Here is a 24,515-nt window from a genome sequence, read left to right as displayed (position 1 = left end):
CGCGCAGCTTTATCGCAGAAAAGCACGCCGCCCGGCAGGTCGTGAAAACCCCGATATCCGTTGCGCGCGGCCCATCGGCCGGCCACGTCATTCGTCGTTCCCGCCGCGCCGCCCACCCGCCTACAATAAGCATCCCGCACCAAACACGACACCGCCCCGTGAGACGCAAGATGCCGGCGCTGAATGCGCTGAAAGCCTTCGAGATGGCCGGCCGCACCGGCAGCTTTACACGCGCGGCCGAACTGCTCAACGTGACGCAGAGCGCGGTGAGCCGGCAGGTGCGCCAGCTCGAAGGCCAGCTCGGCGAAACGCTGCTCGAGCGCCGCCATCACCAGCTCGAACTGACGGCGGCCGGGCGCGTGCTGCTGCGCGCGCTGCAGCAGTCGTTCGACAAGATCGAGCTGACCGTGCGCAGCCTGCAGGAGAAAACCCATCTGAACCGCCTGCGCGCCAACGTACCGCCGACCTTCGCCGCGCGCTGGCTGATGCCGCGCCTCGGCCGGCTGCGCGACGCGCATCCCGAATTCGAGCTGAGCCTCACGACCCGGATCCACGACAGCCTCGGCGAATCGCGCGTGCTCGACTGCGCGATCCGCTTCGGCGACGGTGAATGGGACGGCTTCGACAACGCACTGCTGATGCAGGAGCAGCATATCGCCGTCTGCGCCCCCGCGCTCTACGCACGGCTGCGGCAAGACGGCGCGCCGATCGACCTGAACCGCTTCACGCTGCTGCACGTGCTCGCGACCGACGACCAGCGCTACCTGACCTGGCAGCACTGGCTGAAAGCCGCCGGCATCGCCGATGTCGATACGCGCGGCGGCTACGAGTTCGACCTGCTCGACCACGCGATCCGCGCGGCGATCGACGGCCTCGGGATCACGATCGCCGACCGCCACATGGTCGCGCGCGAGCTCGCGACCGGGCAATTGATGCAGGTGCTCAACGTACACGTCGACGGCCATCAGTCGTACTGGTTCGTCACGCGCCCCGAACAGACGAACCTGCCGCACATCGTGCAGTTCCGCGACTGGCTGCAACAGGAAGTATGGCTCGCGAAACGCCACCTCGAACCTTCATCGCCGCTGCCGCAGGTGCCGCTGCGCTAGGGCCTGTTCACGCTAATAACGGGCTTGCGAACGTGCCTTTCCGCCCGTCCCTCAGGGGGACTTCCTCCGGGCGCAGGCAAGGAGCGAGGAGGCGCAATAGCCGTAGCCATTGCAACGACGAACGACGCGTCGCCTGGCTGACGGGCGCCGCCCTGCCGGCTCCCGCGCCCCGGCACACGCGAATCAGTTGGGGAATACCCCCGCCGGTGCCGCCACCGCCCGCCGTCCCGATCACCGCGGTGGCCTTGTATGACGGGCGATTCCGGTTGCCCGGCCGAGTAACGTGCGTTTTTCTCATGATCGGCGCAAAAATAAGTCGTTTGCCGTGCAATAAACGCATGAACAGAATGGCTCCTGTCCTGTTGTCGCGCGTTTCGCCATCCGAAGCGATCCGCCCGCACCCCTTGGAGGAGCCTCTTCATGCGAACCGAACGCAACTACGTGAACGGCCGTTTCGTCGTCCCGGAAAGCGACGCGTTCATCGTCGTCCACGATCCCGCCACCGAAGCGCCGTTCGCGCGCGTGCCCGCCGCGACGCCGGCCCACGCGCTCGCCGCGGCCGACGCGGCCGCCGCCGCGCAAAAAGGCTGGCGCACGCTGCCGAGCGCCGAGCGCGCGGCGTACCTGCATCGTTTCGCCGATGCGCTCGCCGCACGCGCACCGCAGATCGGCGCGGCGCTGGCTCGGGAATCCGGCAAGAGCGTCGAGGACGCGTCGAACGAAGCCGTCTACGCGGGCCAGATCACGCGCTATCACGCCGAATGGGCGCGCCGGATCGAAGGCGAAATCATTCCGAGCGACACGCCCGACGAGAACCTGTTCCTGCAACGCGAGCCGATCGGCGTCGTCGCGTGCCTGATCCCGTTCAACTATCCGGTCTACACGCTGCTGCGCAAGATCGCGCCGGCGCTGATCGCCGGCAACACGGTGGTCGTGCGGCCGAGCAACCACACGCCAGTGTCGGCATTCGAGATCGCGAAAGCCGTCGACGACGCGGGTTTCCCGCCGGGCGTCGTCAACATCCTGACGATGGATCATGCGACGGCCGAAGCGCTGTGCACGCATCCGGCGGTCGGGATGATCACGCTCACGGGCAGCGTGAACGCGGGCCGCAAGGTGCTCGACTACTGCAAGGCGAACATCGCGAAGCCGTCGCTCGAACTCGGCGGCAAGACACCCGCGATCATCGAGCCCGATGCCGATCTGGAACGCGCGGCCGCGGCGCTCGTCGCGTCGAAGACCACGCACTGCGGGCAGCTCTGCACCGCCATCGAACGCGTGTACGTGCATGACGGCGTATACGACCGCTTCGTCGCGTTGCTGAAGGCGAAGATGGCCGCGGTGCGCAGCGGCGATCGCGCAGCCGATCCGTCGAACATGGGCCCGCTCGTCAGCGCATCGGCGCGTGCGCACATCCATGCAATGGTCGAACGCGCGGTCGCGGCCGGCGCGACGCTCGAAACGGGCGGCGCGATTCCCGACGGCCCCGGCTTCTTCTACCCGGCCACGCTGCTCACCGGCTGCCGGCAGGACATGGAAATCGTGCAGGAGGAAACCTTCGGCCCGATCATGCCGGTGCTGCGCTACACGACGATCGACGAGGCCATCGCGCTCGCGAACGATCACCAGTTCGGGCTGTCGTCGGTGCTCTACACCGAGAACTACCGCACCGCGATGAAGGTGGCGAACGCGATCGAAGCCGGCGAGCTGTACGTCAATCGCACGCCGGCCGATCCGTACCAGGGCTTTCACGCGGGCTGGAAACGCTCGGGGCTCGGCGGCGACGACGGCAAGCACGGCATGCTCGAATTCACGCAGACGCGCCTCGTCGTCATGAAGTACTGACACTGACGCACGCCCCGGCGCCATTTCCCGGTGCCATTTTCCGGCGCGTCTGGCAACGGCCCCCGTCGCACGCGCCGCTCCCACGATCGACCTGCACATAACAAATCTGCAGACGCCCGCTTCCAGGGCGCCTGATGGAGGAAGACATCATGCCTACCCAGCCGTCGACGCCCGCCGCGTCGCTCGCCTTGCCCGGCGCCGCGCACGAGTCGCGCGCGCAGCGCTACCTGCAGCTGCTGCTGCTCGTGATCGCCGCCGGCGCGATCTACCCGATGCTGTACCTGCGGCAGGTGTACCAGCCGACGATGCTGCAGTTCTTCCGGATCGACGACGTGCAACTCGGCTACCTGTACTCGTCGCTCGGCACGATTTTCCTTCTCAGCTACCTGCCGAGCGGCTGGCTCGCCGACCGTCTGTCGCCGCGCTGGCTGATCTGCTTCTCGCTGCTCGCGACCGGCGCGCTCGGCCTCGTCTACGCGACCGGACCGTCGTTCAACGCGCTCGTACTGATCTTCGGCGGCTGGGGGCTGACGACGGGCCTCACGTTCTGGGCGGCCGTGATCAAGCGCGTGAACATGATCGCCGGCCCCGACGAACAGGGCCGCTTCTTCGGGCTGCTCGACGGCGGGCGCGGGCTCGTCGAGGCACTGCTCGCGACGATCGCGATCACGCTGTTCGCGTACGTGACGCAGGCGCGAGGCGGCACCGACGCGGCCGGCTTCACGCTCGTCGTGCATCTGTACGCGTGCTTCTGCATCACGCTCGGTGTGCTGCTTGCGCTGGTGAAGGATCGACCGCGCGCCGACGGGCGCCAGGCAGCGCAGCACCGCCGCGGTAACGACCGCCGCACCAATGTGCTGACCGATCTGAAGACGCTCGCGGCGATTCCCGAGCTGTGGCTCGTCGCGGCGATCGTGTTCTGCGGCTATCAGGTGTTCTGGGCAACCTACAGCTTCTCGGCCTACCTGCACGAAGGCAATTTCGGGCTGAGCGCGACCGCGGCCGGCTTCATCACGACCCTCAAGCTGTGGATGCGCCCCGTCGGCGGGATCGGCGGCGGCTTCCTCGGCGACCGCGTGTCGAAGGTGTCCGTGCTGTTCTGGGCACTCGTGCTCGCGGCGCTGTCGCTCGTCGGGCTGATCGCCGCGCCGCCGCACAGCCCGCAAGCGATGCTCGTCGTGCTCGTGCTGTTCATCGGCATCCTCACCTATGCGATACGCGGCCTCTACTGGTCGCTGCTCGACGACTGCCGCGTGCCCACGCACTGCGCGGGTCTCGCCATCGGCCTGATCTCGGTGCTCGGCTATTCGCCCGACGTGTTCGTGCCGCTGATCAACGGCTACGTGACGCAGACCTGGCCCGGCGCACACGGCTATCAGCTCTATTTCGGCTATATCGCGGCCATCGCTCTGTGTGGCGCGGGCGCCGCGGCATGCCTCAAACATCGTCTCAACCGCATCAATCGCGTCAACCGCCTCAAGGAGTCCGCATGAAGATCGTTTCGCTCGAAACCCACATCGTCGCCGTCCCGCCGCCGCATATTGGCGGGATGTACTGGATCTTCGTGAAGCTGAAGACCGACTGCGGCATCGAAGGCGTCGGCGAGATCTACTCGGCGACGTTCCACCCGAAGGCGATGGGCCCGATCATCGACGACGTGTTCGACCGCTACCTGCTGAACCACGATCCGCACCACGTCGAGCGGCTGTTCCGCGAGACCTACTCGAGCGGCTTCACGCAACGGCCCGACCTGACGATGATGGGGGTCGTCAGCGGGCTCGAGATGGCGTGCTGGGACATCGTCGGCAAGGCCGCCGGCAAGCCCGTGTACGAGCTGCTCGGCGGCCGGATCCACGAACGGCTGCGCTCGTACACGTACCTGTACCCGAAGAACGCGAACGGCGAATACGACTACGACGATCCCGATCTCGCCGCCGAATGCGCGGCCGAAAACGTGAAGCGCGGCTTCACGGCGGTCAAGTTCGATCCGGCCGGCCCGTACACGGCCTATTCGGGCCACCAGCTGTCGCTGGAAGTGCTCGATCGCTGCGAGCTGTTCTGTCGCCGCGTGCGCGAAGCAGTCGGCAGCAAGGCCGACCTGCTGTTCGGCACGCACGGCCAGATGGTGCCGTCGTCGGCGATCCGGCTCGCGAAGCGGCTCGAGAAGTACGACCCGCTGTGGTTCGAGGAGCCCGTGCCGCCGGGTCAGGAAGAAGCGATCGCCGACGTCGCGAAGCACACGTCGATTCCGATCGCGACCGGCGAGCGCCTGACGACCAAATACGAATTCCACAAGCTGCTGCAGGCGGGCGGCGCGTCGATCCTGCAATTGAACGTCGCCCGCGTCGGGGGCCTGCTCGAAGCGAAGAAGATCGCGACCCTCGCCGAAGTGCACTACGCGCAGATCGCGCCGCACCTGTACAACGGACCGGTGGGCGCGGCCGCGAGCATCCAGCTCGCGACCTGCACGCCGAACTTCCTGATCCAGGAAAGCATCATGACCTGGGGCGGCTTCCATGCGGAGGTCGTGAAGACCCCGATCCGCTGGGAAGACGGCTACATCGTCCCGTCGAACGAGCCGGGCCTCGGCATCGAGCTCGACATGGACGTCGTGCGCCGGCACACGCCGTACACCGGCGAGCGGCTGCATCTGCAGATGGGCGGGAAACCCGTCGACGTGAAGGATCTCGCGCCCGCGAAGGGCTGAGCACGAAGGACGAGACATGACCTACGACTACATCATCGTCGGCGCGGGATCGGCCGGCTGCATTCTCGCGAACCGCCTGAGCGAATCGGGCCGGCACTCGGTGCTGCTCCTCGAAGCGGGCGAACAGGACGCGTCGTTCTGGTTCAAGGTGCCGGTCGGCTTCACGAAGACCTACTACAACCGCCGCTACAACTGGATGTACTACAGCGAACCGGAAGCGCAGCTCGGCGGCCGCAGCCTGTACTGCCCGCGCGGCAAGGTGGTCGGCGGCTCGGGCTCGATCAACGCGATGGTCTACGTGCGCGGCCAGCGCAGCGACTACGACGACTGGGCCGCGGCCGGGAATGCCGGCTGGGCCTACGACGACGTGCTGCCGTACTTCCGCAAGCTCGAAACGCACGCGGCCGGCGCAACCGATCCGCAGCATCACGGCACGTCGGGGCCGATCCACATCACGTCGATGAAGGCCGACGTGCATCCGATCGTCCATGAATTCCTGAAGGGTTGCGCGCAGTTGAACCTGCCGCGCACCGACGATTTCAACGGCGCGCGGTTCGAAGGCGCGGGCATCTACGACCTGAACACGAAGCACGGCGAACGCTGTTCGAGCAGTTTCGCCTATTTGCGACCCGCGCTCGGCCGGCCGAATCTCACGCTGCGCGCCGGCGTGCTCGTGCGCCGCGTGACGTTCGACGGTACGCGTGCGGCCGGCGTGATCGTCGCGGGCGAACACGGCGACGAAACGCTGAGCGCCGCGCGCGAAGTCATTCTCGCGGCCGGCGCGGTCGATACGCCGAAGCTGCTGCAACTGTCGGGCGTCGGCGATCCGGCGCTGCTCGCGCGTCATCGCGTGCCGCTCGTGCATGCGTTGCCGGCCGTCGGCCGCAACCTGCAGGACCACCTGTGCGTGAGCTTCTATTTCAAGGCGAACCGGCCGACGCTCAACGACGAGATGGGGACGCTGCTCGGCAAGGTGAAGATCGGATTGCGCTATCTGCTGACGAAGCGCGGCCCGCTCGCGATGAGCGTGAACCAGGCCGGCGGGTTCTTCCGCGGCACGGCGGACACGCACGAGCCGAACCTGCAGCTTTACTTCAACCCGCTGTCGTACCGGATCCCGAAGAGCGATCGCGCAAGCATCAAGCCCGAGCCCTACTCCGGTTTTCTGATCGCGTTCAACCCGTGCCGGCCCACGAGCCGCGGCACGATCGAGATCGCATCGAACCGCGCGGAAGATGCCGCGAAAATCCGCATCAATGCGCTCACCACGCAAAAGGATCTCGACGAAGCCGTGCAGGGCAGCAAGGTGATCCGCGCGCTGATGCAGGCGCCGGCGCTGAAGGCGATGACGGTCGAGGAAATTTCGCCGGGGCCGCAGGTCGATTCCGACGAAGCGATGCGGCAGTACTTCCGCGAGCAGTCGGGTTCGATCTACCACCTGTGCGGATCATGCGCGATGGGGCCGGATGCGGCGACGTCGGTCGTCGACGCATCGCTGCGCGTGCACGGGCTGAAGGCGTTGCGCATCGTCGATGCGTCGGTGTTCCCGAACATCACGTCGGGGAACATCAATGCGCCGACGATGATGGTCGCGGAAAAAGGCGCGGATCTGATCCTGGCCGATGCGTTGCGCGGCGAGGCGGGCGGCGTGCCGGCCGGCGCGCGGGAAACCGTCGCACATTGATTCGGCGGCCGGGCGCGTCGGTACGAATCGCACACCGCAGCCCGGCTTCCCTGCAGGCATCCGTACGAGGTTATAGAATCGACCACTCCGCTTCCACGTGTACCCGTCATGTCGAACGTCGATTCCACGCTTTCAGAAAACCTTTTCTCGTACGGCACGCTTCAGCTCGAACAGGTGCAGCTTGCAACGTTCGGCCGATTGCTGGGCGGTCATGCCGATCACATGCCCGGCTATTCGCTCGCGATGCTGGAAATCAAGGATCCCGAGGTCGTCGCGACCAGCGGGAAGACGCATCACCCGGTCGTGACCTATACCGGCCATCCCGGCGACAAGGTCAGCGGCACCGTGTTCGCGATCACGCCCGAGGAACTGAAGCACGCGGACGACTACGAGGTCGATGCATACCGCCGCGATCTCGTCGTGCTCGCGTCGGGCGCATCGGCGTGGGTGTACGTGGACGCGAACTCGCCGCGTCAGGGCTGACGGCGAAACGCCGGCACGCCGCGCGGGTTCGTATCGCCGGAGCCCGGTAAAAAACCGGCGCACCGCTCGTCGCGATGCGCCGCGTTTCATGCGCGAGCCGACCCGACCGGTCAGTTCACGCCGGTCCGCTTCTCCACGAACCGCCGCACATACTCGTCGGCCGGCCGCGACAGGATATCGTCCGGCGTGCCGACCTGCACGAGCGTGCCATCGCGCAGGATCGCGATCCGGTCGCCGATGCGCAAGGCCTCGTCGAGATCATGCGTGATGAACACGATCGTTTTCGAAAGCGTCGCCTGCAACTCGAGCAATTGATCCTGCATCTCGGTGCGAATCAGCGGATCGAGCGCGGAAAACGCCTCGTCCATCAGCAGCACGTCGGTGTCGGCCGCCAGCGCCCGCGCGAGCCCGACACGCTGCCGCATCCCGCCCGACAGCTCGTCCGGGTAATGCTCGCCATACCCGTCGAGCCCCACCTTCGTCAGCCAGTTGCGCGCGGCATCGAGCGCGTCGTGCCGGTTCTCGCCGCGCGTGCGCAGCGCGTACGCGGCATTGTCGAGCACGGTCTGGTGCGGCAGCAGCCCGAAATTCTGGAACACCATGCTGACCTTGTAGCGGCGCAATTCCCGCAATCCGTTCGCATCGAGCCCGATCACGTCGTTGCCGTCGATCACGATCTCGCCGGCCGTCGGTTCGATCAGCCGGTTGAAGTGGCGCACGAGCGTCGATTTCCCCGAGCCCGACAGCCCCATGATCACGAAGATCTCGCCCGACGCGATACCGAGGCTCACGTCGTTGAGTCCGACGTTGCAGCCCGTTTCCGACAGCACGTCGGCCTTGCGCTTGCCCGCCCGCAACAGGTCGAGCACGCGCGGATGCGCGGCCTCCGGCCCGAACAGCTTGTACACGTGCCTGACGTCGATGGTTGCCATGTGTGCCTCCGTGGCTATGCGCGCGACGATTGCGCCGGCGGGTTCGAATCGGTGCCGGACGGCGCCGCCTTGCGCGGCAGGCGGTACGGCACGCGCGACGCGCCCTTCTGCCGGCGCTGCTGCGCAAGCCGCCGCCGCGCGCGCCGCTCCTGGCCGAAGCCCTGGCTGATGCGGTCGATGACGATCGCCAGGATCACGATCGCGATGCCGGCCTGCGTGCCCTTGCCGACGTCGAGCGTCTGGATGCCCGCGAGCACGTCCTCGCCGAGCCCGCGCGAGCCGATCATCGACGCGATCACGACCATCGACAGCGCCATCATCGTCGTCTGATTGATACCGGCCATGATGCTCGGCCGCGCGAGCGGCAACTGCACGTTGACGAGCAACTGCCAGCGCGTCGTGCCGAACGCGCGCGCGGCCTCGGTCACGTCCGGATCGACCTGGCGGATGCCGAGGTCGGTCAGCCGGATCAGCGGCGGCAGCGCATAGATGATGGTCGCGAGGATCGCCGGCACCTTGCCGAGGCCAAACAGCATCAGCACCGGAATCAGGTAGACGAAGCTCGGCAGCGTCTGCATCACGTCGAGCACCGGCAGCAGCAGCCGGCGCAGCCACGCGCTGCGCGACGCGAGAATGCCGAGCGGCACGCCGATCGCGACCGACAGCACCGTCGCGACGAGCATCAGCGCGAGCGTCTGCATCAGCTTGTCCCACAGGCCGAAGCAGCCGATCGCGTAAAGCAGCAGCATGAACACCGCGCCGAGGCCCGCACGGCGCGTCGCATTCCACGCGATCGCGCCGACCACGAGCAGCACGAGCCACGGCGGCGCCACGCGCAGCACGCCCTCGAGCGGCACCAGCAGATAGCGCAGCAGCAGCGCGCTGACGTGGTGAAAGCTGTCGCCGTATCGCGCGACGAAGGTTTCGACCGCGCCGTTCACCCAGTCGGCGATCGACAGGTGCAGGAAGAAGCCGTTCATGTTCGTTCTCCGGCGCGCCGCGACGGCGCGCATGATGCCGCCGCCCGCGTTACGCGCCCTTCAGGCCGGCCGCGATCTTCTGCGCGACATCGGCCGGCACCCACTGCTTCCACATGTCCGGACGCGTTTTCAGGAACTGCGTCGCCATGGCCGCGCCGTCGATCTTCTTCGTCGTCATGTCGAGGATCGTCTGGTTCAGGAAATCCATCGGGAAGCCGACCTTCTCGAACACCGCCACGAGCGCGGGATTCGCGTCGTAAAACGGCTTCGACACCCCGATCTTCAGGTGCGACACCATGTACGCCGACGCGCACGGGTTCGTCGCACGCTCTTCGCGCAGCGTCTTCCAGCACGCTTCGTTGTACGCGGGCATCTTCAGCGCGACGAACCGGTATTTCGCCATCAGCGCGGCCGGCCCCCAGTAGTAGAACAGGATCGGCGCGCCGCGCTGGTACGCGGATGCGATCGCCGCATCGAGCGCCGCGCCCGTGCCCGGATGGAAATTCGTGTACGACGCATCGAGCTTCAGCACGCGCAGCAGGCGCGTATTCACGCGCTCGCAATCCCAGCCGGTCGGGCAGTTCAGGAAGCGGCCCTTGTCGGGCTCCTCCTCATCCGCGAACACCTGCCTGAACTTCGGCAGATCCTCGACCGACGCGAGGCCCGCCGCCACCGGCTTGAGGTTGCGGGCCGGGTCGCCCTTCACCACGTACTCGGGTACGTACCAGCCCTCCTTCGTGCCGCCCGGCAACGTATCGCCGACGAGCTTGACGGTGCCGGCCGCAACCGCCTTCGCGACAATTTCGCTGCGGCCCGTCCACTGCTCGGACCACACCTGCAGATCGTTACGCGCGAGCGCCGTTTCCGTCGCGGCCGTGCTGCCGGGCACGACATCGGTCTTGCAGCCGTAGCCCTTCTCCATGATCTGCCGCAGCACTTCGGTCGAGAACGATCCGCTTTCCCACGTGACGCCGGCGAAATGGACCGTCTTGCCGTCCGCGCACGCGCCGGCGGCCGCATGAGCCACGGGCGCCGACAGGATCGCCGCGGCGGCGAGAAGGACTGTCTTCAGTCGTCGAATCTGCATGATGGGTCGTCTCCAATCTGATCTGTTGTTTGTGCGTCGCGGCATGCGCGCGGCGGCCGAAAAACGTGTGCATGTCCCGCGTCCACGTCCGGTCAGCCTGCATGTTTCAACCGCCAATTTGTTTAGGGAAACGAGTAATTCCGATCATTTCGATCGGGTTCGCCAATCTTTCCCGATCCGGGCTCCGGCGGCCGAGGCGGCCCGTCGCGCGCCCCATCGGCGAACCCGATTCCATCCATCGAAATTACTCGCTTTCGATTCCGTTTCGGCTTGGGAACAATGCGCGGTGTCATCGGAGGAGACCGGACCGGACGCCGCCCGCCGCCACGCCGCCGCACCCGCGGGCCGGCGCCGCGCGCGCCGCGCCGCTTCGCCCAGGATGACGGGACGCGCCGCACCGGACGCGCTCACGACAACCGATACAAGCTGGACACCCGGAGATCTGAATGAACAAGACACTGACCGCGCTCGCCGTGACCGCCGCCTTCGCGTCGCCCGCATTCGCGCAGAGCAGCGTCACGCTGTACGGCGTGATCGACGAAGGCCTGAACTACACGAACAACGTCGGCACCGGCCACGTCTACGAAATGGCGAGCGGCTACGCGCAGGGCAGCCGCTGGGGCCTGAAGGGCAACGAGGATCTCGGCGGCGGCCTGAAAGCGGTCTTCCAGCTCGAAAACGGCTTCGACGTGAACAGCGGCCGGCTCGGCCAGGGCGGGCGCATGTTCGGCCGCCAGGCGTACGTCGGCCTGAGCCAGACGCAGTACGGCACGCTGACCTTCGGCCGCCAGTACGACTCCGTCGTCGACTATCTCGCGCCGACCACCGCCAACGGCAACTGGGGCGGCTACCTGCTCGCGCACCCGTTCGACAACGACAACACCGACAACTCGTTCCGGCTCGACAACGCCGTGAAGTATGCGAGCCCGAACTTCGCGGGCTTCCAGTTCGGCGGCGCGTACAGCTTCAGCAACAGCACGGGTTTCTCGGACAACCGCGCGTACAGCTTCGGCGCGCAATACCAGAACAACGGGCTGCTGATTGCCGCCGCGTACCTGCAGGCGAACCACCCGGGAGACGGCTCCGCCGGCGCGATCACGTCGAATGACGCGAGCTACATCGCCGAGCGCATGCGCGTGTTCGGCGCGGGCATCAACTACACGTTCGGGCCCGCGACGGTCGGCTTCGCGTACACGAACTCGAACTACAAGAACCCGACCGGCAACGGCTATCTCGGCACGCCGGGCGCGATCATCGCGCCGGGGGCGACGGTCAGCGCGATCAAGTACCAGAACTTCGAAGTAAACGGCGCATACCAGATCACGCCGGCGTTCATGGTCGGCGCGCAGTACGTGCTGTCGCTCGAGAAATACGACGCGTCGACCGGCGACGCGAAGCCGAAGATCCACTCGGTCGGGCTGATGGCCGACTACAACCTGTCGAAGCGTACCGACGTGTACGTGCAGGCCGCATACCAGCACATCGCCGGCGACAAGACGGGTTCGATCCTCGACCAGGCCTTCATCCCCGGCACCGATGCGCCGTCGTCGACGTCGAATCAGGTGGCCGTGCGTCTCGCGCTGCGTCACAAGTTCTGACGCGGTTTCGCCGTCTTCACGCGACACCCCGCGCGGTCTGCCGCGGTGTCTTTGCCCGCTCGCAGGCGCATGCCTGCCGGCGGTTTTTTTGTTTCGGCGCGCGCTCGGACGAGTGGGCCGCCGGGCCGTGCGCGCCCCGTCAACGATGACAGGACAACCGCCCGTGCTTCGCCGATACACTGTGGGCCATCTCGACCTCCGGCGGCCACGCTGCCGGACTTGGCTTTCATGGCGCAGACGATCGGCCGCTTCCGGGCGGCCCACCCCCGCCCCGCCCCGATCCGATGGAGTTTCGCTTGAGCCTGAATCACGCGCGCATCACGCTGCTCGACTGGCAACCGGAAGCCGGCCTGCGCTCGCGCGACGCATTTCTCCCGGCGCTGCCCGCGTTCGCTCAACCAGGCCGCCCGCAATGAGTACCGGGCCGCGCAACGCGCGGATCGACGTACTGCGCGGCGTGTCGATCCTGCTGGTCCTGCTGCATCACTTCAACATCCCGTATTCGCTGCGCGACACGTCCGTCGCGCGCGTGGTCGGCTGGGAGGCCGTGCATGCGGTGGTCCGCAACGGCAACTACGGCGTGACGATGTTCTTCGTGATCTCCGGCTACCTGATCACGTCGAATGCGCGCCGCCGCTGGGGCAGCCTCGACGCGCTCGACGTGCGCGCGTTCTACGTGTCGCGCATCGCGCGCATCGTCCCGTGCCTGCTCCTGCTGCTCGCGCTCGTCAACGGGCTGGCCGCGGCCGGCGTGCCGATCTTCGAAAATCACGCGCCGCAAGGCGTCGCCGTGTCGTTCTGGCGCGTGAATCTCGCGTCGCTCACGTTCTGGATGAACGTGCTGATCGGCGCGGCCGGATGGGTGAATTACGCGCTCGGCGTGCTGTGGTCGCTGTCGGTGGAGGAAGTGTTTTACCTGTCGTTTCCGCTGCTGTGCCTCGCACTGCGCCGCGAAGCGCGGCTGTTCGCGTTCTGGGCGGCGGTCGTCGCGATCGGTCCCGTGTACCGCTTCACGCATGCGGGCGACGAAGGCGGATTTCTCTACGCGTACTTCGCATGCTTCGACGGCGTCGCGATCGGCTGCTGCACCGCGCTGCTCGCAGCACGCGCCCGCTGGCAGGTGCTCGCCGCGGCGCCCGTGCAAGGGCTGACGGCGATTGCGATGAGCGTGCTCTATCTCGCATGGCCGATCTCGGAAAGCCATGTCGTCGGCGTGTCCGCGATGGCGCTCGGCACCGCGGTGCTGCTGATCGGTGCGCACGCCAACGGCACGAACACGCCGGGCCGCGCGCTGGCGCCGCTGCGCTGGAGCGGCCGGCTCAGCTACGAGCTGTACCTGTTCCACCTGATCGTGCTCGGCGCGCTCCGCACGGCGTGGCCGCCGTCGCTCATGCACGGCGACGGCAAGCTCGTGTTGCTCGTCGCGTATCTGATGGTGTCTGCCGCATTGAGCGCGGCCATCGCGCGCGGCTACGCAACGCCGCTCGACCGCTTCATCAGACGGGCCGCGTCACGGCCGTCGGCGCGCATGCCGGACGCCGCGGCATGACCGTCAGCCGCGCGCGTCCGCAGGCTCGATGAAAGGAAAGAAAGCGCCCCGCCGCACCGCCGTCACGCTGCCTGCCCGACGTCGGCCCGGCGCATGGTCACGATTCGCGCGGGCGGAATGTTGGCCCACACGATGCGGCTCTCGGCGGCGACCCATCCCGAGTTGCCCAGCGGGTGGCGATCGGGCGCCCGCAAGTCGTAGGTGAACTGGATCATCGCGCCGTCGTCCGGCAGCACGCGCCGGCACTGCTCGACGATCGCCGTCACGGCATCGCGCGGCAGCGTGCGCAGCGGCAGGCACGATACGATCGCGTCGACCCGCGCGGCCGGCGGCAGCAGCCGCTCGAGCTGCCGCGCATCGCCCGACACGATCGTGATGCCCGGAAAGCGCGTGCGCAGATGCCGCACGAACGCGGGCGACCGCTCGACCACGACCAGGCGCCGCGGCGCGATGCCGCGTTCGAGCAACGCCGCCGTCACCGCGCCGGTTCCGCCGCCGAGCTCGACGACGAGCCCGTCGCCATCCGGCACGGCATCGGCCATCTCGCGCGCCAGATGCCGCGAACTGGGACACAACGCGCCCACCGAGGCCGGACGGCCAACCCACTCGCGCACGAACAGTGCCGAGACACGCAACGCGTTCGGCCAGGTCATCGAACCTCCGTGCCCTGTCGCGCGTCCGGCGTCGACGTGCCGACGACTTCGCCGCGCCACGCAACGGCCATCCGGGTCTTCTTCATGCGCATCCTCCCGACGAATCGTTCCGCCGCAGGAAGCGCGGCGATGAAACGATTCTAGGAAACGCGAACTTAAGATGACGTGAAGATTGTCCGAGGCGCCGGGCCGCCGACCGCGCTGCGGCTGTTCGTGAAAGCCGTGCGCGAATGAGCGGCCGGCGCAGGCGACGCGTTGCACGACCGACGGTTCGCGAGCGGGGCCAGGAACGGCGACAGACGGCCGGGCCCTGTGCAAGCGCCGTCAGTTGCCTGCCCAGCCCGCCCTCCCAATCCGAAAACAGCGCGCCGGGCAGGTTCGACGCCTGCTGCCTTCCGCCAAACGGCTTCCAAACGGGCCCGACCTTCGAAACCGGCCGGGCCGCATCCCGCGCGTGCCGGCCGATGCGGCCGCGGGCCCGACACCCGCGCCGCCTCGCGGCCTCGCGGCCTCACCGCAGATTGGTCCGCGCCAGCTCGACGATCTCGTCGCCGCGCCCGCTCAGGATCGCGCGCAGCATGAACAGGCTGAAGCCCTTCGCGTGCGCGATCTCGATCTTCGGCGGCATCGCGAGTTCGTACTTCGACGTGACGACGTCGACCACCGCCGGCCCGTCATGCGCGAATGCGGTACGCAATGCGTGCTCCACATTCTCCGAATGCTCGACGCGCACGCTGAAAATCCCCGCGCCCTTCGCGATTGCCGCGAAATCGGTCGGGCTCAGGTCGACGTTCGTGTCGAGATAGCCGGCCGCCTTCAGCTCCATCGACACGAAGCCGAGCAGGCTGTTGTTGTAGACGACGATCTTGATCGGCAGGTTGAGCTGGCGTGCGCTCAGCAGATCGCCGAGCAGCATCGACAGCCCGCCGTCGCCCGACAGCGACACCACCTGGCGCCCCGGGTGCGCGCCTTGCGCACCGAGCGCCTGCGGCATCGCGTTCGCCATCGAGCCGTGATTGAACGAGCCGTGCAGCTGGCGCTTGCCGTTCATCGTCAGGTAGCGCGCGGCCCATAGCGTCGGCGTGCCGACGTCCGCCGTGAAGATCGCATCCTCCGCCGCGACTTCGTCGACGATCTTCGTCAGGTACTGCGGATGAATCGCGCGGCCCGGCGGCTCGGCCACCGCGAGATCGTCGAGCCCCTTGCGCGCGGCCGCATAGTGCTTCAGCGCGTTCTCGAGGAAGCGCCGCTGCGTCTTGCGCGTGAGGCGCGGCAGCAGCGCCGCGATCGTTTCCTTCACGGTGCCGACGAGCCCGAGCGCGAGCGGCGCGCGATGGCCGAGCTGCGACCCCTTCCAGTCGATCTGCGCGACCTTCGCATTGGCCGGATAGAACGGCCGGTACGGGAAGTCCGTGCCGAGCATCAGCAGCGTGTCGCACGACTCCATCGCGTGATAGCCCGAACTGAAGCCGATCAGCCCGGTCATCCCGACGTCGAACGGGTTGTCCCATTCGACGAACGGCTTGCCGCGCAGCGCGTGCACGACCGGCGCGCCGAGCGTATCGGCCAGCGCGACCACTTCGTCGTGCGCGCCCTGCGTGCCGCTGCCGCACAGCAGCGTGACCGCGTCCGAGCCGTTGAGCAGCGCCGCGAGCCGGTCGAGGTCGGCATCCGCCGGCAGGATCGACGGCGGCGCCGATTCGCTCCACGCGGGCGTTTCTTCCGGGCCGTCGCCGAGCGCAATGTCGCCCGGCAGCACGATCACCGCGACGCCGCGCGCCTGGATCGCCGTGCGCATCGCGCGCGCGAGCACGCGCGGAAACTGCGACGCGTTGGTCACGAGCTCCGCGAAATGGCTGCATTCGCGGAACAGTTCTTGCGGATGGGTTTCCTGGAAATAGCCGAGGCCGATCTCGGTCGACGGGATGTGCGCGGCGATCGCGAGCACCGGCTGGTGATTGCGGTGACAGTCGTACAGCCCGTTGATCAGGTGCAGGTTGCCGGGGCCGCAGCTGCCCGCGCATACGGCGAGCCGCCCGGTCGATGCGGCATCCGCGCCGGCCGCGAACGCGGCGCTTTCCTCGTGCCGCGTATGCATCCAGCGGATCGTGCCGAGCTGGCTCAGGCTGAACGACAGGCCGTTCAGGCTGTCGCCCGTCACGCCCCAGATGCGCTCGATGCCCGCTGCCGCCAGCGTCTTCGCCAGGTATTCCGCCATCGTCTGTCTTGCCATGATGCCCTCGCTCGTTGATGCGTCGTCACACGATTGATCCGGCCACGGCAGCCACCGTCGCCGCTGACGGGACGAGCATACGCGATCGTCCCGAGCGGTGTCGCGACGACGCAGACATCGTGACCGCCATGCGGCGGCGGCCCGCCGCGCGACCGCTCATTCCTTTCGGCACCGTCGGGCAATCGTCGCCTGCTCGTCATCATTTCGTCGGCGCTTCGTCCGAAATCCGAAACCCGGGCCGCCGTTCAGCTCCAGTCGGACGCCGACTCGTCCGGGTCGACCAGCGTGAGCCCCGTCGCCGGCAGCGGCAGGGCGGTCTTGTAGCGCACCTGTTTCAGCGCGAAGCTCGACCGGATGTTCGACACGCCGGGAATCGTCGTCAGCCGCTCGATGATGAAGCGCTCGAGCGTGCGCATGTCGGGCATCACGACGCGCAGCAGATAGTCGGCGTCGCCCGACATCAGGTAGCACTCCATCACCTCGGGGCGCTGCGAGATCGCTTCCTCGAACCGCTGCAGCGCGTCCTCGACCTGCTTCTCGAGGCTGACCTGGATGAACACGTTGATCCGCAGCCCGAGCGGCTCGGGATCGAGCAACGTGACCTGCTGGCGGAACAGCCCGAGCTTCTCCAGCGCGCGCACGCGGTTGAAGCACGGCGTGGCCGACAGGTTCACCGCGCGCGCGAGTTCCGCGTTCGTGATCCGTGCGTTCTGCTGAAGCTGGTTCAGGATGCCGATGTCGATGCGGTCGAGCCGCCTGGAGTTGCTGCTCATGGTCGAAATATTCCGGAAGAGTGGCCACAACCGGAATATTTACACTATCCGCGCACGAAATCTCAATGAAATCAGACGCATATTTTGCAGATCGGCGGGTAGCATGATTCGACCGATTGCCACTGATTGCGCGCCGCCCCGAAGCGGTGTGCGGGAGACCTGCGATGACGGACCTGTCCAACGGTATCGATGCCACGCGGCGCGCGGGCCTCGCCCACGCCGACGCCGACGCCGACCCGGAAGAAACCGCCGAATGGCTGGAGTCGCTCGATGCCGTCGTCGCGCACGCGGGCAAGGAACGCGCGCAATACCTGCTCGACCGGCTCGCCGCGCATGCGCACGGCCGCGGGCTCGCGGCGCCGCGCGGCCCCGTCACGCCGTACGTGAACACGATCGCCGCACACGAACAGCCGCCCTATCCGGGCGACGTCGAGCTCGAAGAGCGGCTGTCCGCCGCGCTGCGCTGGAATGCGCTCGCGATGGTCGTGCGCGCGAACCGCGCGTATGGCGAGCTCGGCGGCCACATCGCGAGCTACGCGTCGGCGTCCGACCTGTTCGAAACCGGCTTCAACCATTTCTTCCGCGCGGCGCCGGCCGGCAGCGGCGACGCCGGTGACGGCAGCGGCGCCGGCGGCGATCTCGTCTACTTCCAGCCGCATTCGTCGCCGGGCGTCTATGCGCGTGCGTACCTCGAAGGTTTTCTCGGCGAAGCGCATCTCACGCACTACCGCCGCGAAATCGCCGGCCCCGGGCTGTGTTCGTATCCGCATCCGTGGCTGATGCCGGACTTCTGGCAGTTCCCGACGGGTTCGATGGGCATCGGCCCGATCAACGCGATCTATCAGGCGCGCTTCATGCATTACCTGCAGCATCGCGGGCTCGCGAACACCGGCGGCCGCACCGTATGGGGCTTCTTCGGCGACGGCGAAATGGACGAACCCGAGTCGCTCGGCGCGCTGTCGCTCGCCGCGCGCGAAGGGCTCGACAACCTCGTGTTCGTGATCAACTGCAACCTGCAGCGGCTCGACGGCCCCGTGCGTGGCAACGGCCGCGTGATCGACGAGCTCGAGGCGCTGTTCGCCGGCGCCGGCTGGAACACGATCAAGGTGCTGTGGGGCGCCGACTGGGATCCGCTGTTCGCGCGCGACCACGCCGGCGCGCTCGCGCGCGCGTTCGCCGACACCGTCGACGGCCAGTTCCAGACCTTCTCCGCGAACGACGGCGCCTACAACCGCGCGCGCTTTTTCAGCCGCGACCCGGCGCTCGAAGCGCTCGCCGCGCAGCTCACCGACGCTCAGATCGACCGCCTGCGCCGCGGCGGCCACGACGCACGCAAGCTGCACGCCGCGTATGCGCGCGCGCTCGCGCATCGCGGCCAGCCGACCGTGATCCTCGCGAAGACGATGAAGGGTTACGGGATGGGCGCGGCCGGCCAGGGGCGGATGACGACCCACCAGCAGAAGAAGCTCGACGTCGACGACCTGAAGGCGTTCCGCGACCGCTTCCGGTTGCCGCTGTCGGATCTCGACGTCGAGCAGCTCAAGTTCTACAAACCAGCCGAAGACAGTCCGGAGATGCGTTACCTGCATGCTCGCCGGGCTGCCCTGGGCGGCTATCTGCCCAGAAGGCGGATGGCGGCGTCGAAGGGGCTGACCGTCCCGCCGACGCCGGCCTGGGGTGCGTTCGCGCTGGACGCGGCGGGCCGCGAGATGTCGACGACGATGGCGCTGGTGCGCATGCTCGGCGCGCTGCTGAAGGATCCCGGGCTGGGCCCGCGCGTCGTGCCGATCGTCGCGGACGAAGCGCGCACCTTCGGGATGGCGAACCTGTTCCGGCAGGTCGGCATCTATTCGCCGGTCGGACAGCGCTACGAACCCGAGGATCTCGGCTCGATGCTCTACTACCGCGAGGACACGCGCGGGCAGATTCTCGAGGAAGGGATTTCGGAAGCGGGCGCGGTGTCGTCGTGGATCGCCGCCGCGACCGCGTACAGCGTGCACGACCTGCCGATGCTGCCGTTCTACATCTACTACTCGATGTTCGGCTTCCAGCGCATCGGCGACCTGATCTGGGCCGCCGCCGACCAGCGCTCGCGCGGCTTTCTCGTCGGCGCGACATCGGGCCGCACGACGCTCGGCGGCGAGGGCCTGCAGCACCAGGACGGCAGCAGCCACCTCGCCGCATCGACGATTCCGAACTGCCGCGCGTACGATCCGGCGTTTGCCTACGAAGTCGCGACCATCGTCGATGCCGGCATGCGCGAGATGGTCGAGCAGCAGCACGACGTGTTCTATTACGTGACGGTCACGAACGAGAACTACGCGCAGCCGTCGATGCCCGACGACGATCCGGCCGCGCGGCGCGACGGCATCCTGAAGGGCATGCACCGGCTGCCGTGCGCATCGAATGAAGCCGCGCGCGTGCAGTTGCTCGGCGCGGGCGCGATTCTCGGTGAAGTGCTCGCCGCGCAGCGGATGCTGAAGGACGACTGGGGGATCGACGCGGCCGTGTGGAGCGTCACGAGCTTCAGCGAACTGCAGCGCGACGGGATGGAAGCCGAGCGGCTGTCACGGCTCGGCGACGCGGCGGTCGCACCTTATGTCACGCAGCAGCTTGCCGCAACGCACGGCCCCGTGATCGCGGCGACCGACTACGTGCGTGCGGTGCCCGAGCTGATCCGCGCCTGCGTGCCGCGCCGCTACGTGACGCTCGGCACCGACGGGTTCGGTCGCAGCGACACGCGCGATGCACTGCGCGCGTTCTTCGAAGTGGATCGCGCGAGCATCGTGCTCGCCGCGCTGAAGGCGCTCGCGGACGACGGCGAACTCGATGCGGCCCTCCTGCGCGCAGCGCGTGAGCGGCTCGGCAAGACGGTGCAGCAGCAACCGGGGGCGGCGCCGTGGCAACGTTGACGGCGCGCCCGGCGCTGCTTGCATCCTGTCTTTTGTGGATACGGGACGGGACAGTTCGAACGCCACGCGTGACGCCGTATGGCAGAAAGTCGAAGCGATCTTGCAAGGCAAGTCACGGAGCATGAGCGGATAAAGCGACGCCCGTATTCCAGCGCATGCGGAAGGTTGGAGCAATGCCGCAGTCGCATGCGGCAAATAAAAATCACACGCGCGGCACGCATCGCGCCGTGCACAACGGCTGACAAGCCCTGCTCCATCACCACGCGCTACAACGGCAGCGCATGCGTCGACAGAATCTCCTTGAGCACCATGAACGAGCGCACCTGCCGCACCCCGGGCAGGTACAGCAGCTGATCGGCGTGCAGCCGGTTGAAGCTCTCGTTGTCGCGCGTGCGCACCAGCATGAAGTAGTCGAACTCGCCGGTCACCACGTGGCATTCGACGCATCCCGACACTTTCTGCGCGGCCTTCTCGAATTCGGCGAACGCCTCCGGCGTCGAACGATCGAGCACGAAGCCGATCACGACCAGCATCCCGGCGCCGAGCGGCTTCGGATCGAGCAGCGCGACGATGCCGCGGATCAGCCCCGTTTCCTTCAATCGCTCGACACGGCGCAGGCACGCCGGCGCACTCAGCTTCACCTTCGCGGCGAGGCTCACATTCGAGATCGACGCGTCCTGCTGCAGTTGCCGCAGGATCGCGCGGTCGATGCGATCGAGCGCCGGCGCGGCGTCGGCCGGCGCCGCGTTACCGCGATCTAATTTCATTGCGTCTCCTGTCGATTTCACGAATCAAAATTATTCCATTCATTCATACCTCATCGATAACGTAGGTCTTCACGATTTATTTCGCAAGCTCATTTCTCGCGGTCCTGCCTATCATTTTTCCATCGGAACACGGGCCGCACGCCGCGCCCGACCGATCCGGTTTCCCGCCCACCGCCCTTCGGAGCTTGTCGATGAATCTGCAACGTTTCCCCCGTTATCCGCTCACGTTCGGCCCGACGCCGATCCAGCCGCTCAAGCGCCTGAGCGCGCATCTCGGCGGCAAGGTCGAGCTGTATGCGAAGCGCGAGGACTGCAACAGCGGCCTCGCGTTCGGCGGCAACAAGACGCGCAAGCTCGAATACCTCGTCCCCGACGCGCTCGCGCAAGGCGCCGACACGCTCGTGTCGATCGGCGGCGTGCAGTCGAACCAGACCCGCCAGGTCGCGGCCGTCGCCGCGCATCTCGGGATGAAGTGCGTGCTCGTGCAGGAGCACTGGGTCAACTACGAAGATCCGGTGTACGACCGCGTCGGCAATATCCAGTTGTCGCGGATGATGGGCGCCGACGTGCGGCTCGTGTCGGACGGCTTCGACATCGGCATTCGCCGCAGCTGGGAAGAAGCGATGGAGGGCGTGCGGCAGGCCGGCGGCAAGCCGTATCCGATTCCGGCCGGGTGTTCCGAACATCCGCTCGGCGGCCTCGGGTTCGTCGGCTTCGCGGAAGAAGTGCGCGAGCAGGAAGCGCAACTCGGGTTCAAGTTCGATTACGTCGTGGTCTGCTCGGTCACGGGCAGCACGCAGGCGGGGATGGTCGTCGGCTTCGCGGCCGACGGGCGCGCGGATCGCGTGATCGGCATCGACGCGTCGGCGACGCCCGAACGCACGCACGAACAGATCACGCGCATCGCGCGGCATACGGCCGAACTAGTGGGCCTCGGCCGCGACATCGACGAAAAGGATGTGGTGCTCGACACGCGCTATGCCGGGCCGGAATACGGGCTGCCGAACGACGGCACGCTGGACGCGATTCGTCTGTGCGCGCGGCTGGAAGGCATGCTGACCGACCCCGTCTACGAAGGGAAATCGATGCACGGAATGATCGACAAGGTGCGCCTCGGCGAATTCGAGCCGGGATCGAAGGTGCTCTATGCGCATCTCGGCGGGGTGCCCGCGTTGAGCGCGTATTCGGAGATCTTCCGCAACGGCTGATGTCCGGTCGATGTCGGTCCGGCGCGCGTTCGTGCGCGCCGTGAGGTAAAGCCGGCCCGGGCGGCGATTGTCCGCATCGGGCCGCGGTCATTTGCGATTCGGCGCATCCTGCGCGCGTCCTTCCCGTCCCTGCCTGCGCCCCTTCCGCTACGTTCGAGCACCCGCGCCAATCCCGGCGCCTGCTCGCAGCGCTTCGAACTTTCTCGTCGAAAAAATTCGTCGATGCGGATTGATTCGAAATCATTCGTACGTGTACGAACATCCTGCAGCCCTATTTAGTAGACGTTCTATTTAAATCGGTACCCCACTTACCGAAAATTGACCCGGTCAATTCGATCGCAACGTTTCGCAAACATTCGCGCCATGCGAATGCGAACCCCAAAACGTCGGCGCAACGCATCCGCCCGACGGCAGGTCAAGCAGCGTCACCGTCCATCGATTGTCAATTCCGCGCAATGAAACCGCTGCATCCGGCATTCGCCGTTTGCACGATCTTGCGCGCTGAATCCGGGCGACAGCCGACGCAAGATCAAACACAAGGTAACAACTGGGTATATGGATACGTCTTTCGAAGTACGACCCGCCCGCGCGCCGCAGAACGCCGGGGGATCAATTGCACGGGCATCCGACGTCGTACTGATTTCGGCCTGCGCGCTGGCCGCAACGCTGGTTCTGCCGGCCCCGGAAAGCGGCGGAGCCGCTGAACTCGCGAACGTGGCCTGCGCGGCGACGTTCACACTGATACTGTTCCCCGCATTCCGCCTTTACCACGCGCAGCCCGGCCAGTCGAAGTACCGCGCCGCGGCCGTCACCGTATTCGCATGGCTGCTCGCCCAGGCCGGCGCCGCACTGGTGATGCGGGCCCTTCCTCCCGCACTAAGCGTTTCGCCGTACTGGCACCTGCTGTGGACCGCCATGAGCGGCATCGCACTCATCGCCTCGCGGCTCGTGGCCCATTCGACGCTCGACCGAATCGCACGCCCCCACGACGGTGATCGCCGCGTCGCGATCGTCGGCGCAGGCTCGCATCGCGACGCGCTGCTCGAGCGCATCGGCCAATTGCCCGCAGCCGGCTTTCGTGCGGCGGCGATGCTCGACTTCGGTGTCGTGACGCGTGGCCACGACGTCGATGTGCCGTCTTTTCGCGCGCTCGACACGTTCGCGCAGCATGTCCGCGACCATGCGATTCCGGAAATCTGGCTTGCGCTGCCGATCGATGAGGCCCGCACCGTGATGGCCGTGCTCGACGCGTTCCGCGACGATCTCGTCAACATCCGGCTCATACCGGATGTCAGCAAGCTCGCGATGTTCGACGGCGAAATGACCGATCTGGTCGGCGCACCCGCGATCAATCTCGTCGCGTCGCCGCTGTCGTCTCGCGCGCTGCTGCAGAAGGTCATCTTCGACCGGCTGTTCGCGGCTGCCGTCCTGACCTGCACCGCACCGCTTTTGCTCGCGATCTCGCTGGCGATCCGGCTCTCGTCGAAGGGGCCCGTGCTGTTCCGGCAGCAGCGCACGGGCGCCAACGGCAAGGCGTTCACGATCCTCAAGTTCCGCACGATGCGGCTTCACGACGGCGGCGGCCCGGTCAGGCAGGCCACACGCGACGATCCGCGCATTACGCGAATCGGTGCTTTCCTGCGCCGCACGAGCCTTGACGAATTCCCCCAGTTCATCAACGTGCTGCGCGGCGAGATGTCCGTCGTCGGGCCCCGTCCGCATGCGCTCGAACACGACGACCTGTACCGGAAGATCGTCGACGGCTACATCCATCGCTATCGCGTGAAGCCGGGCATCACGGGCTGGGCGCAGATCAACGGCCTGCGCGGCGAAACCGATCGTGTCGAGAAGATGCAGCGCCGCGTCGAAGCCGATCTCTACTACCTGCGCAACTGGTCGTTCGCATTCGACATGCGCATCGTCGTGGCCACCGCGCTGAACGGCTGGACCCACAGCAACGCGTACTGACACGCACGCGGCGCCTGCCTGCACGGC

At 67.1% G+C, this 24,515-nt stretch carries 18 protein-coding genes; 11 read left to right on the top strand and 7 right to left on the bottom strand.

Annotated features, from left to right (window positions below):
* Positions 1-170: 170 nt before the first annotated feature.
* The 6 genes from DCN14_RS01470 to DCN14_RS01445 all read left to right on the top strand — a co-directional run bounded on the left by DCN14_RS01470 (position 171) and on the right by DCN14_RS01445 (position 7,828).
* Positions 171-1,109: a LysR substrate-binding domain-containing protein gene (locus DCN14_RS01470; RefSeq protein WP_096500608.1), complete on the top strand. Its 939-nt coding sequence runs from the start codon at positions 171-173 to the stop codon at positions 1,107-1,109.
* Between the two features lie 420 nt (positions 1,110-1,529).
* Entirely contained in the window at positions 1,530-2,954 is a 1,425-nt protein-coding gene (gene aldA, locus DCN14_RS01465) for an aldehyde dehydrogenase (RefSeq protein ID WP_096500610.1), read from the top strand.
* 149 nt (positions 2,955-3,103) lie between these two features.
* Positions 3,104-4,447: an MFS transporter gene (locus DCN14_RS01460; RefSeq protein WP_172441873.1), complete on the top strand. Its 1,344-nt coding sequence runs from the start codon at positions 3,104-3,106 to the stop codon at positions 4,445-4,447.
* Entirely contained in the window at positions 4,444-5,661 is a 1,218-nt protein-coding gene (locus DCN14_RS01455) for a mandelate racemase/muconate lactonizing enzyme family protein (RefSeq protein WP_096500614.1), read from the top strand. The genes DCN14_RS01460 and DCN14_RS01455 overlap by 4 nt, the downstream gene beginning before the upstream one ends.
* A 16-nt stretch (positions 5,662-5,677) precedes the next feature.
* On the top strand, positions 5,678-7,345 hold the full coding sequence (locus tag DCN14_RS01450; RefSeq protein ID WP_096500616.1) for a GMC family oxidoreductase N-terminal domain-containing protein: 1,668 nt from the start codon (positions 5,678-5,680) through the stop codon (positions 7,343-7,345).
* A gap of 108 nt (positions 7,346-7,453) precedes the next feature.
* Positions 7,454-7,828 carry a gamma-glutamylcyclotransferase family protein gene (locus tag DCN14_RS01445; protein ID WP_096500617.1) on the top strand — a complete coding sequence of 125 codons (375 nt, stop codon included), beginning with the start codon at positions 7,454-7,456 and terminating at the stop codon, positions 7,826-7,828.
* Between the two features lie 110 nt (positions 7,829-7,938).
* Here DCN14_RS01445 and DCN14_RS01440 read toward each other — a convergent pair whose 3' ends face one another.
* Genes DCN14_RS01440 through DCN14_RS01430 form a run of 3 tightly spaced genes read right to left on the bottom strand, consistent with a single transcriptional unit; the run spans position 7,939 to position 10,827 of the window.
* The gene (locus tag DCN14_RS01440; RefSeq protein WP_096500619.1) at positions 7,939-8,760 is read right to left on the bottom strand and encodes a betaine/proline/choline family ABC transporter ATP-binding protein; all 822 of its coding nucleotides are present in this window, start codon (positions 8,758-8,760) and stop codon (positions 7,939-7,941) included.
* A gap of 14 nt (positions 8,761-8,774) precedes the next feature.
* Positions 8,775-9,740, bottom strand: coding sequence for a proline/glycine betaine ABC transporter permease (locus tag DCN14_RS01435; protein ID WP_096501020.1), 966 nt, complete (start codon positions 9,738-9,740; stop codon positions 8,775-8,777).
* Between the two features lie 49 nt (positions 9,741-9,789).
* Positions 9,790-10,827, bottom strand: coding sequence for an ABC transporter substrate-binding protein (locus tag DCN14_RS01430; protein ID WP_096500621.1), 1,038 nt, complete (start codon positions 10,825-10,827; stop codon positions 9,790-9,792).
* Positions 10,828-11,273: 446 nt separating this feature from the next.
* Here DCN14_RS01430 and DCN14_RS01425 point away from each other — a divergent pair, with 446 nt between their 5' ends.
* A complete protein-coding gene (locus DCN14_RS01425; protein WP_096500623.1) occupies positions 11,274-12,425 on the top strand; it encodes a porin in 1,152 nt (383 codons plus the stop codon).
* A gap of 412 nt (positions 12,426-12,837) precedes the next feature.
* On the top strand, positions 12,838-13,974 hold the full coding sequence (locus tag DCN14_RS01420) for an acyltransferase (protein ID WP_096500625.1): 1,137 nt from the start codon (positions 12,838-12,840) through the stop codon (positions 13,972-13,974).
* Positions 13,975-14,036: 62 nt separating this feature from the next.
* Here DCN14_RS01420 and DCN14_RS01415 read toward each other — a convergent pair whose 3' ends face one another.
* The 3 genes from DCN14_RS01415 to DCN14_RS01405 all read right to left on the bottom strand — a co-directional run bounded on the left by DCN14_RS01415 (position 14,037) and on the right by DCN14_RS01405 (position 17,633).
* On the bottom strand, positions 14,037-14,627 hold the full coding sequence (locus DCN14_RS01415) for a methyltransferase domain-containing protein (RefSeq protein WP_096500627.1): 591 nt from the start codon (positions 14,625-14,627) through the stop codon (positions 14,037-14,039).
* 511 nt (positions 14,628-15,138) lie between these two features.
* On the bottom strand, positions 15,139-16,860 hold the full coding sequence (gene poxB / locus DCN14_RS01410) for a ubiquinone-dependent pyruvate dehydrogenase (RefSeq protein WP_096500629.1): 1,722 nt from the start codon (positions 16,858-16,860) through the stop codon (positions 15,139-15,141).
* 245 nt (positions 16,861-17,105) lie between these two features.
* On the bottom strand, positions 17,106-17,633 hold the full coding sequence (locus DCN14_RS01405) for an Lrp/AsnC family transcriptional regulator (protein WP_096500631.1): 528 nt from the start codon (positions 17,631-17,633) through the stop codon (positions 17,106-17,108).
* A 164-nt stretch (positions 17,634-17,797) separates the two neighbouring features.
* Between DCN14_RS01405 and mdeB the strand changes: the two genes are divergently transcribed.
* Complete coding sequence (gene mdeB, locus DCN14_RS01400; protein WP_096500633.1) at positions 17,798-20,545, top strand: alpha-ketoglutarate dehydrogenase; 2,748 nt, start codon at positions 17,798-17,800, stop codon at positions 20,543-20,545.
* A gap of 266 nt (positions 20,546-20,811) precedes the next feature.
* On the opposite strand, the gene DCN14_RS01395 is transcribed toward mdeB, so the two are convergent.
* Positions 20,812-21,312, bottom strand: a complete 501-nt coding sequence (locus DCN14_RS01395) for an Lrp/AsnC ligand binding domain-containing protein (protein ID WP_096500635.1) — start codon at positions 21,310-21,312, stop codon at positions 20,812-20,814.
* Positions 21,313-21,503: 191 nt separating this feature from the next.
* Here DCN14_RS01395 and DCN14_RS01390 point away from each other — a divergent pair, with 191 nt between their 5' ends.
* Together DCN14_RS01390 and DCN14_RS01385 are read left to right on the top strand one after the other, a co-directional pair.
* Positions 21,504-22,520: a 1-aminocyclopropane-1-carboxylate deaminase gene (locus DCN14_RS01390; RefSeq protein WP_096500637.1), complete on the top strand. Its 1,017-nt coding sequence runs from the start codon at positions 21,504-21,506 to the stop codon at positions 22,518-22,520.
* 555 nt (positions 22,521-23,075) lie between these two features.
* Positions 23,076-24,488, top strand: a complete 1,413-nt coding sequence (locus DCN14_RS01385; RefSeq protein WP_096500639.1) for an undecaprenyl-phosphate glucose phosphotransferase — start codon at positions 23,076-23,078, stop codon at positions 24,486-24,488.
* The last annotated feature ends 27 nt before the right edge of the window (positions 24,489-24,515 follow it).

The sequence above is a fragment of the Burkholderia sp. IDO3 genome, from assembly GCF_003366075.1.
Lineage (GTDB): Bacteria > Pseudomonadota > Gammaproteobacteria > Burkholderiales > Burkholderiaceae > Burkholderia > Burkholderia anthina.
This window is presented reverse-complemented; position numbering and strand designations above follow the sequence as displayed.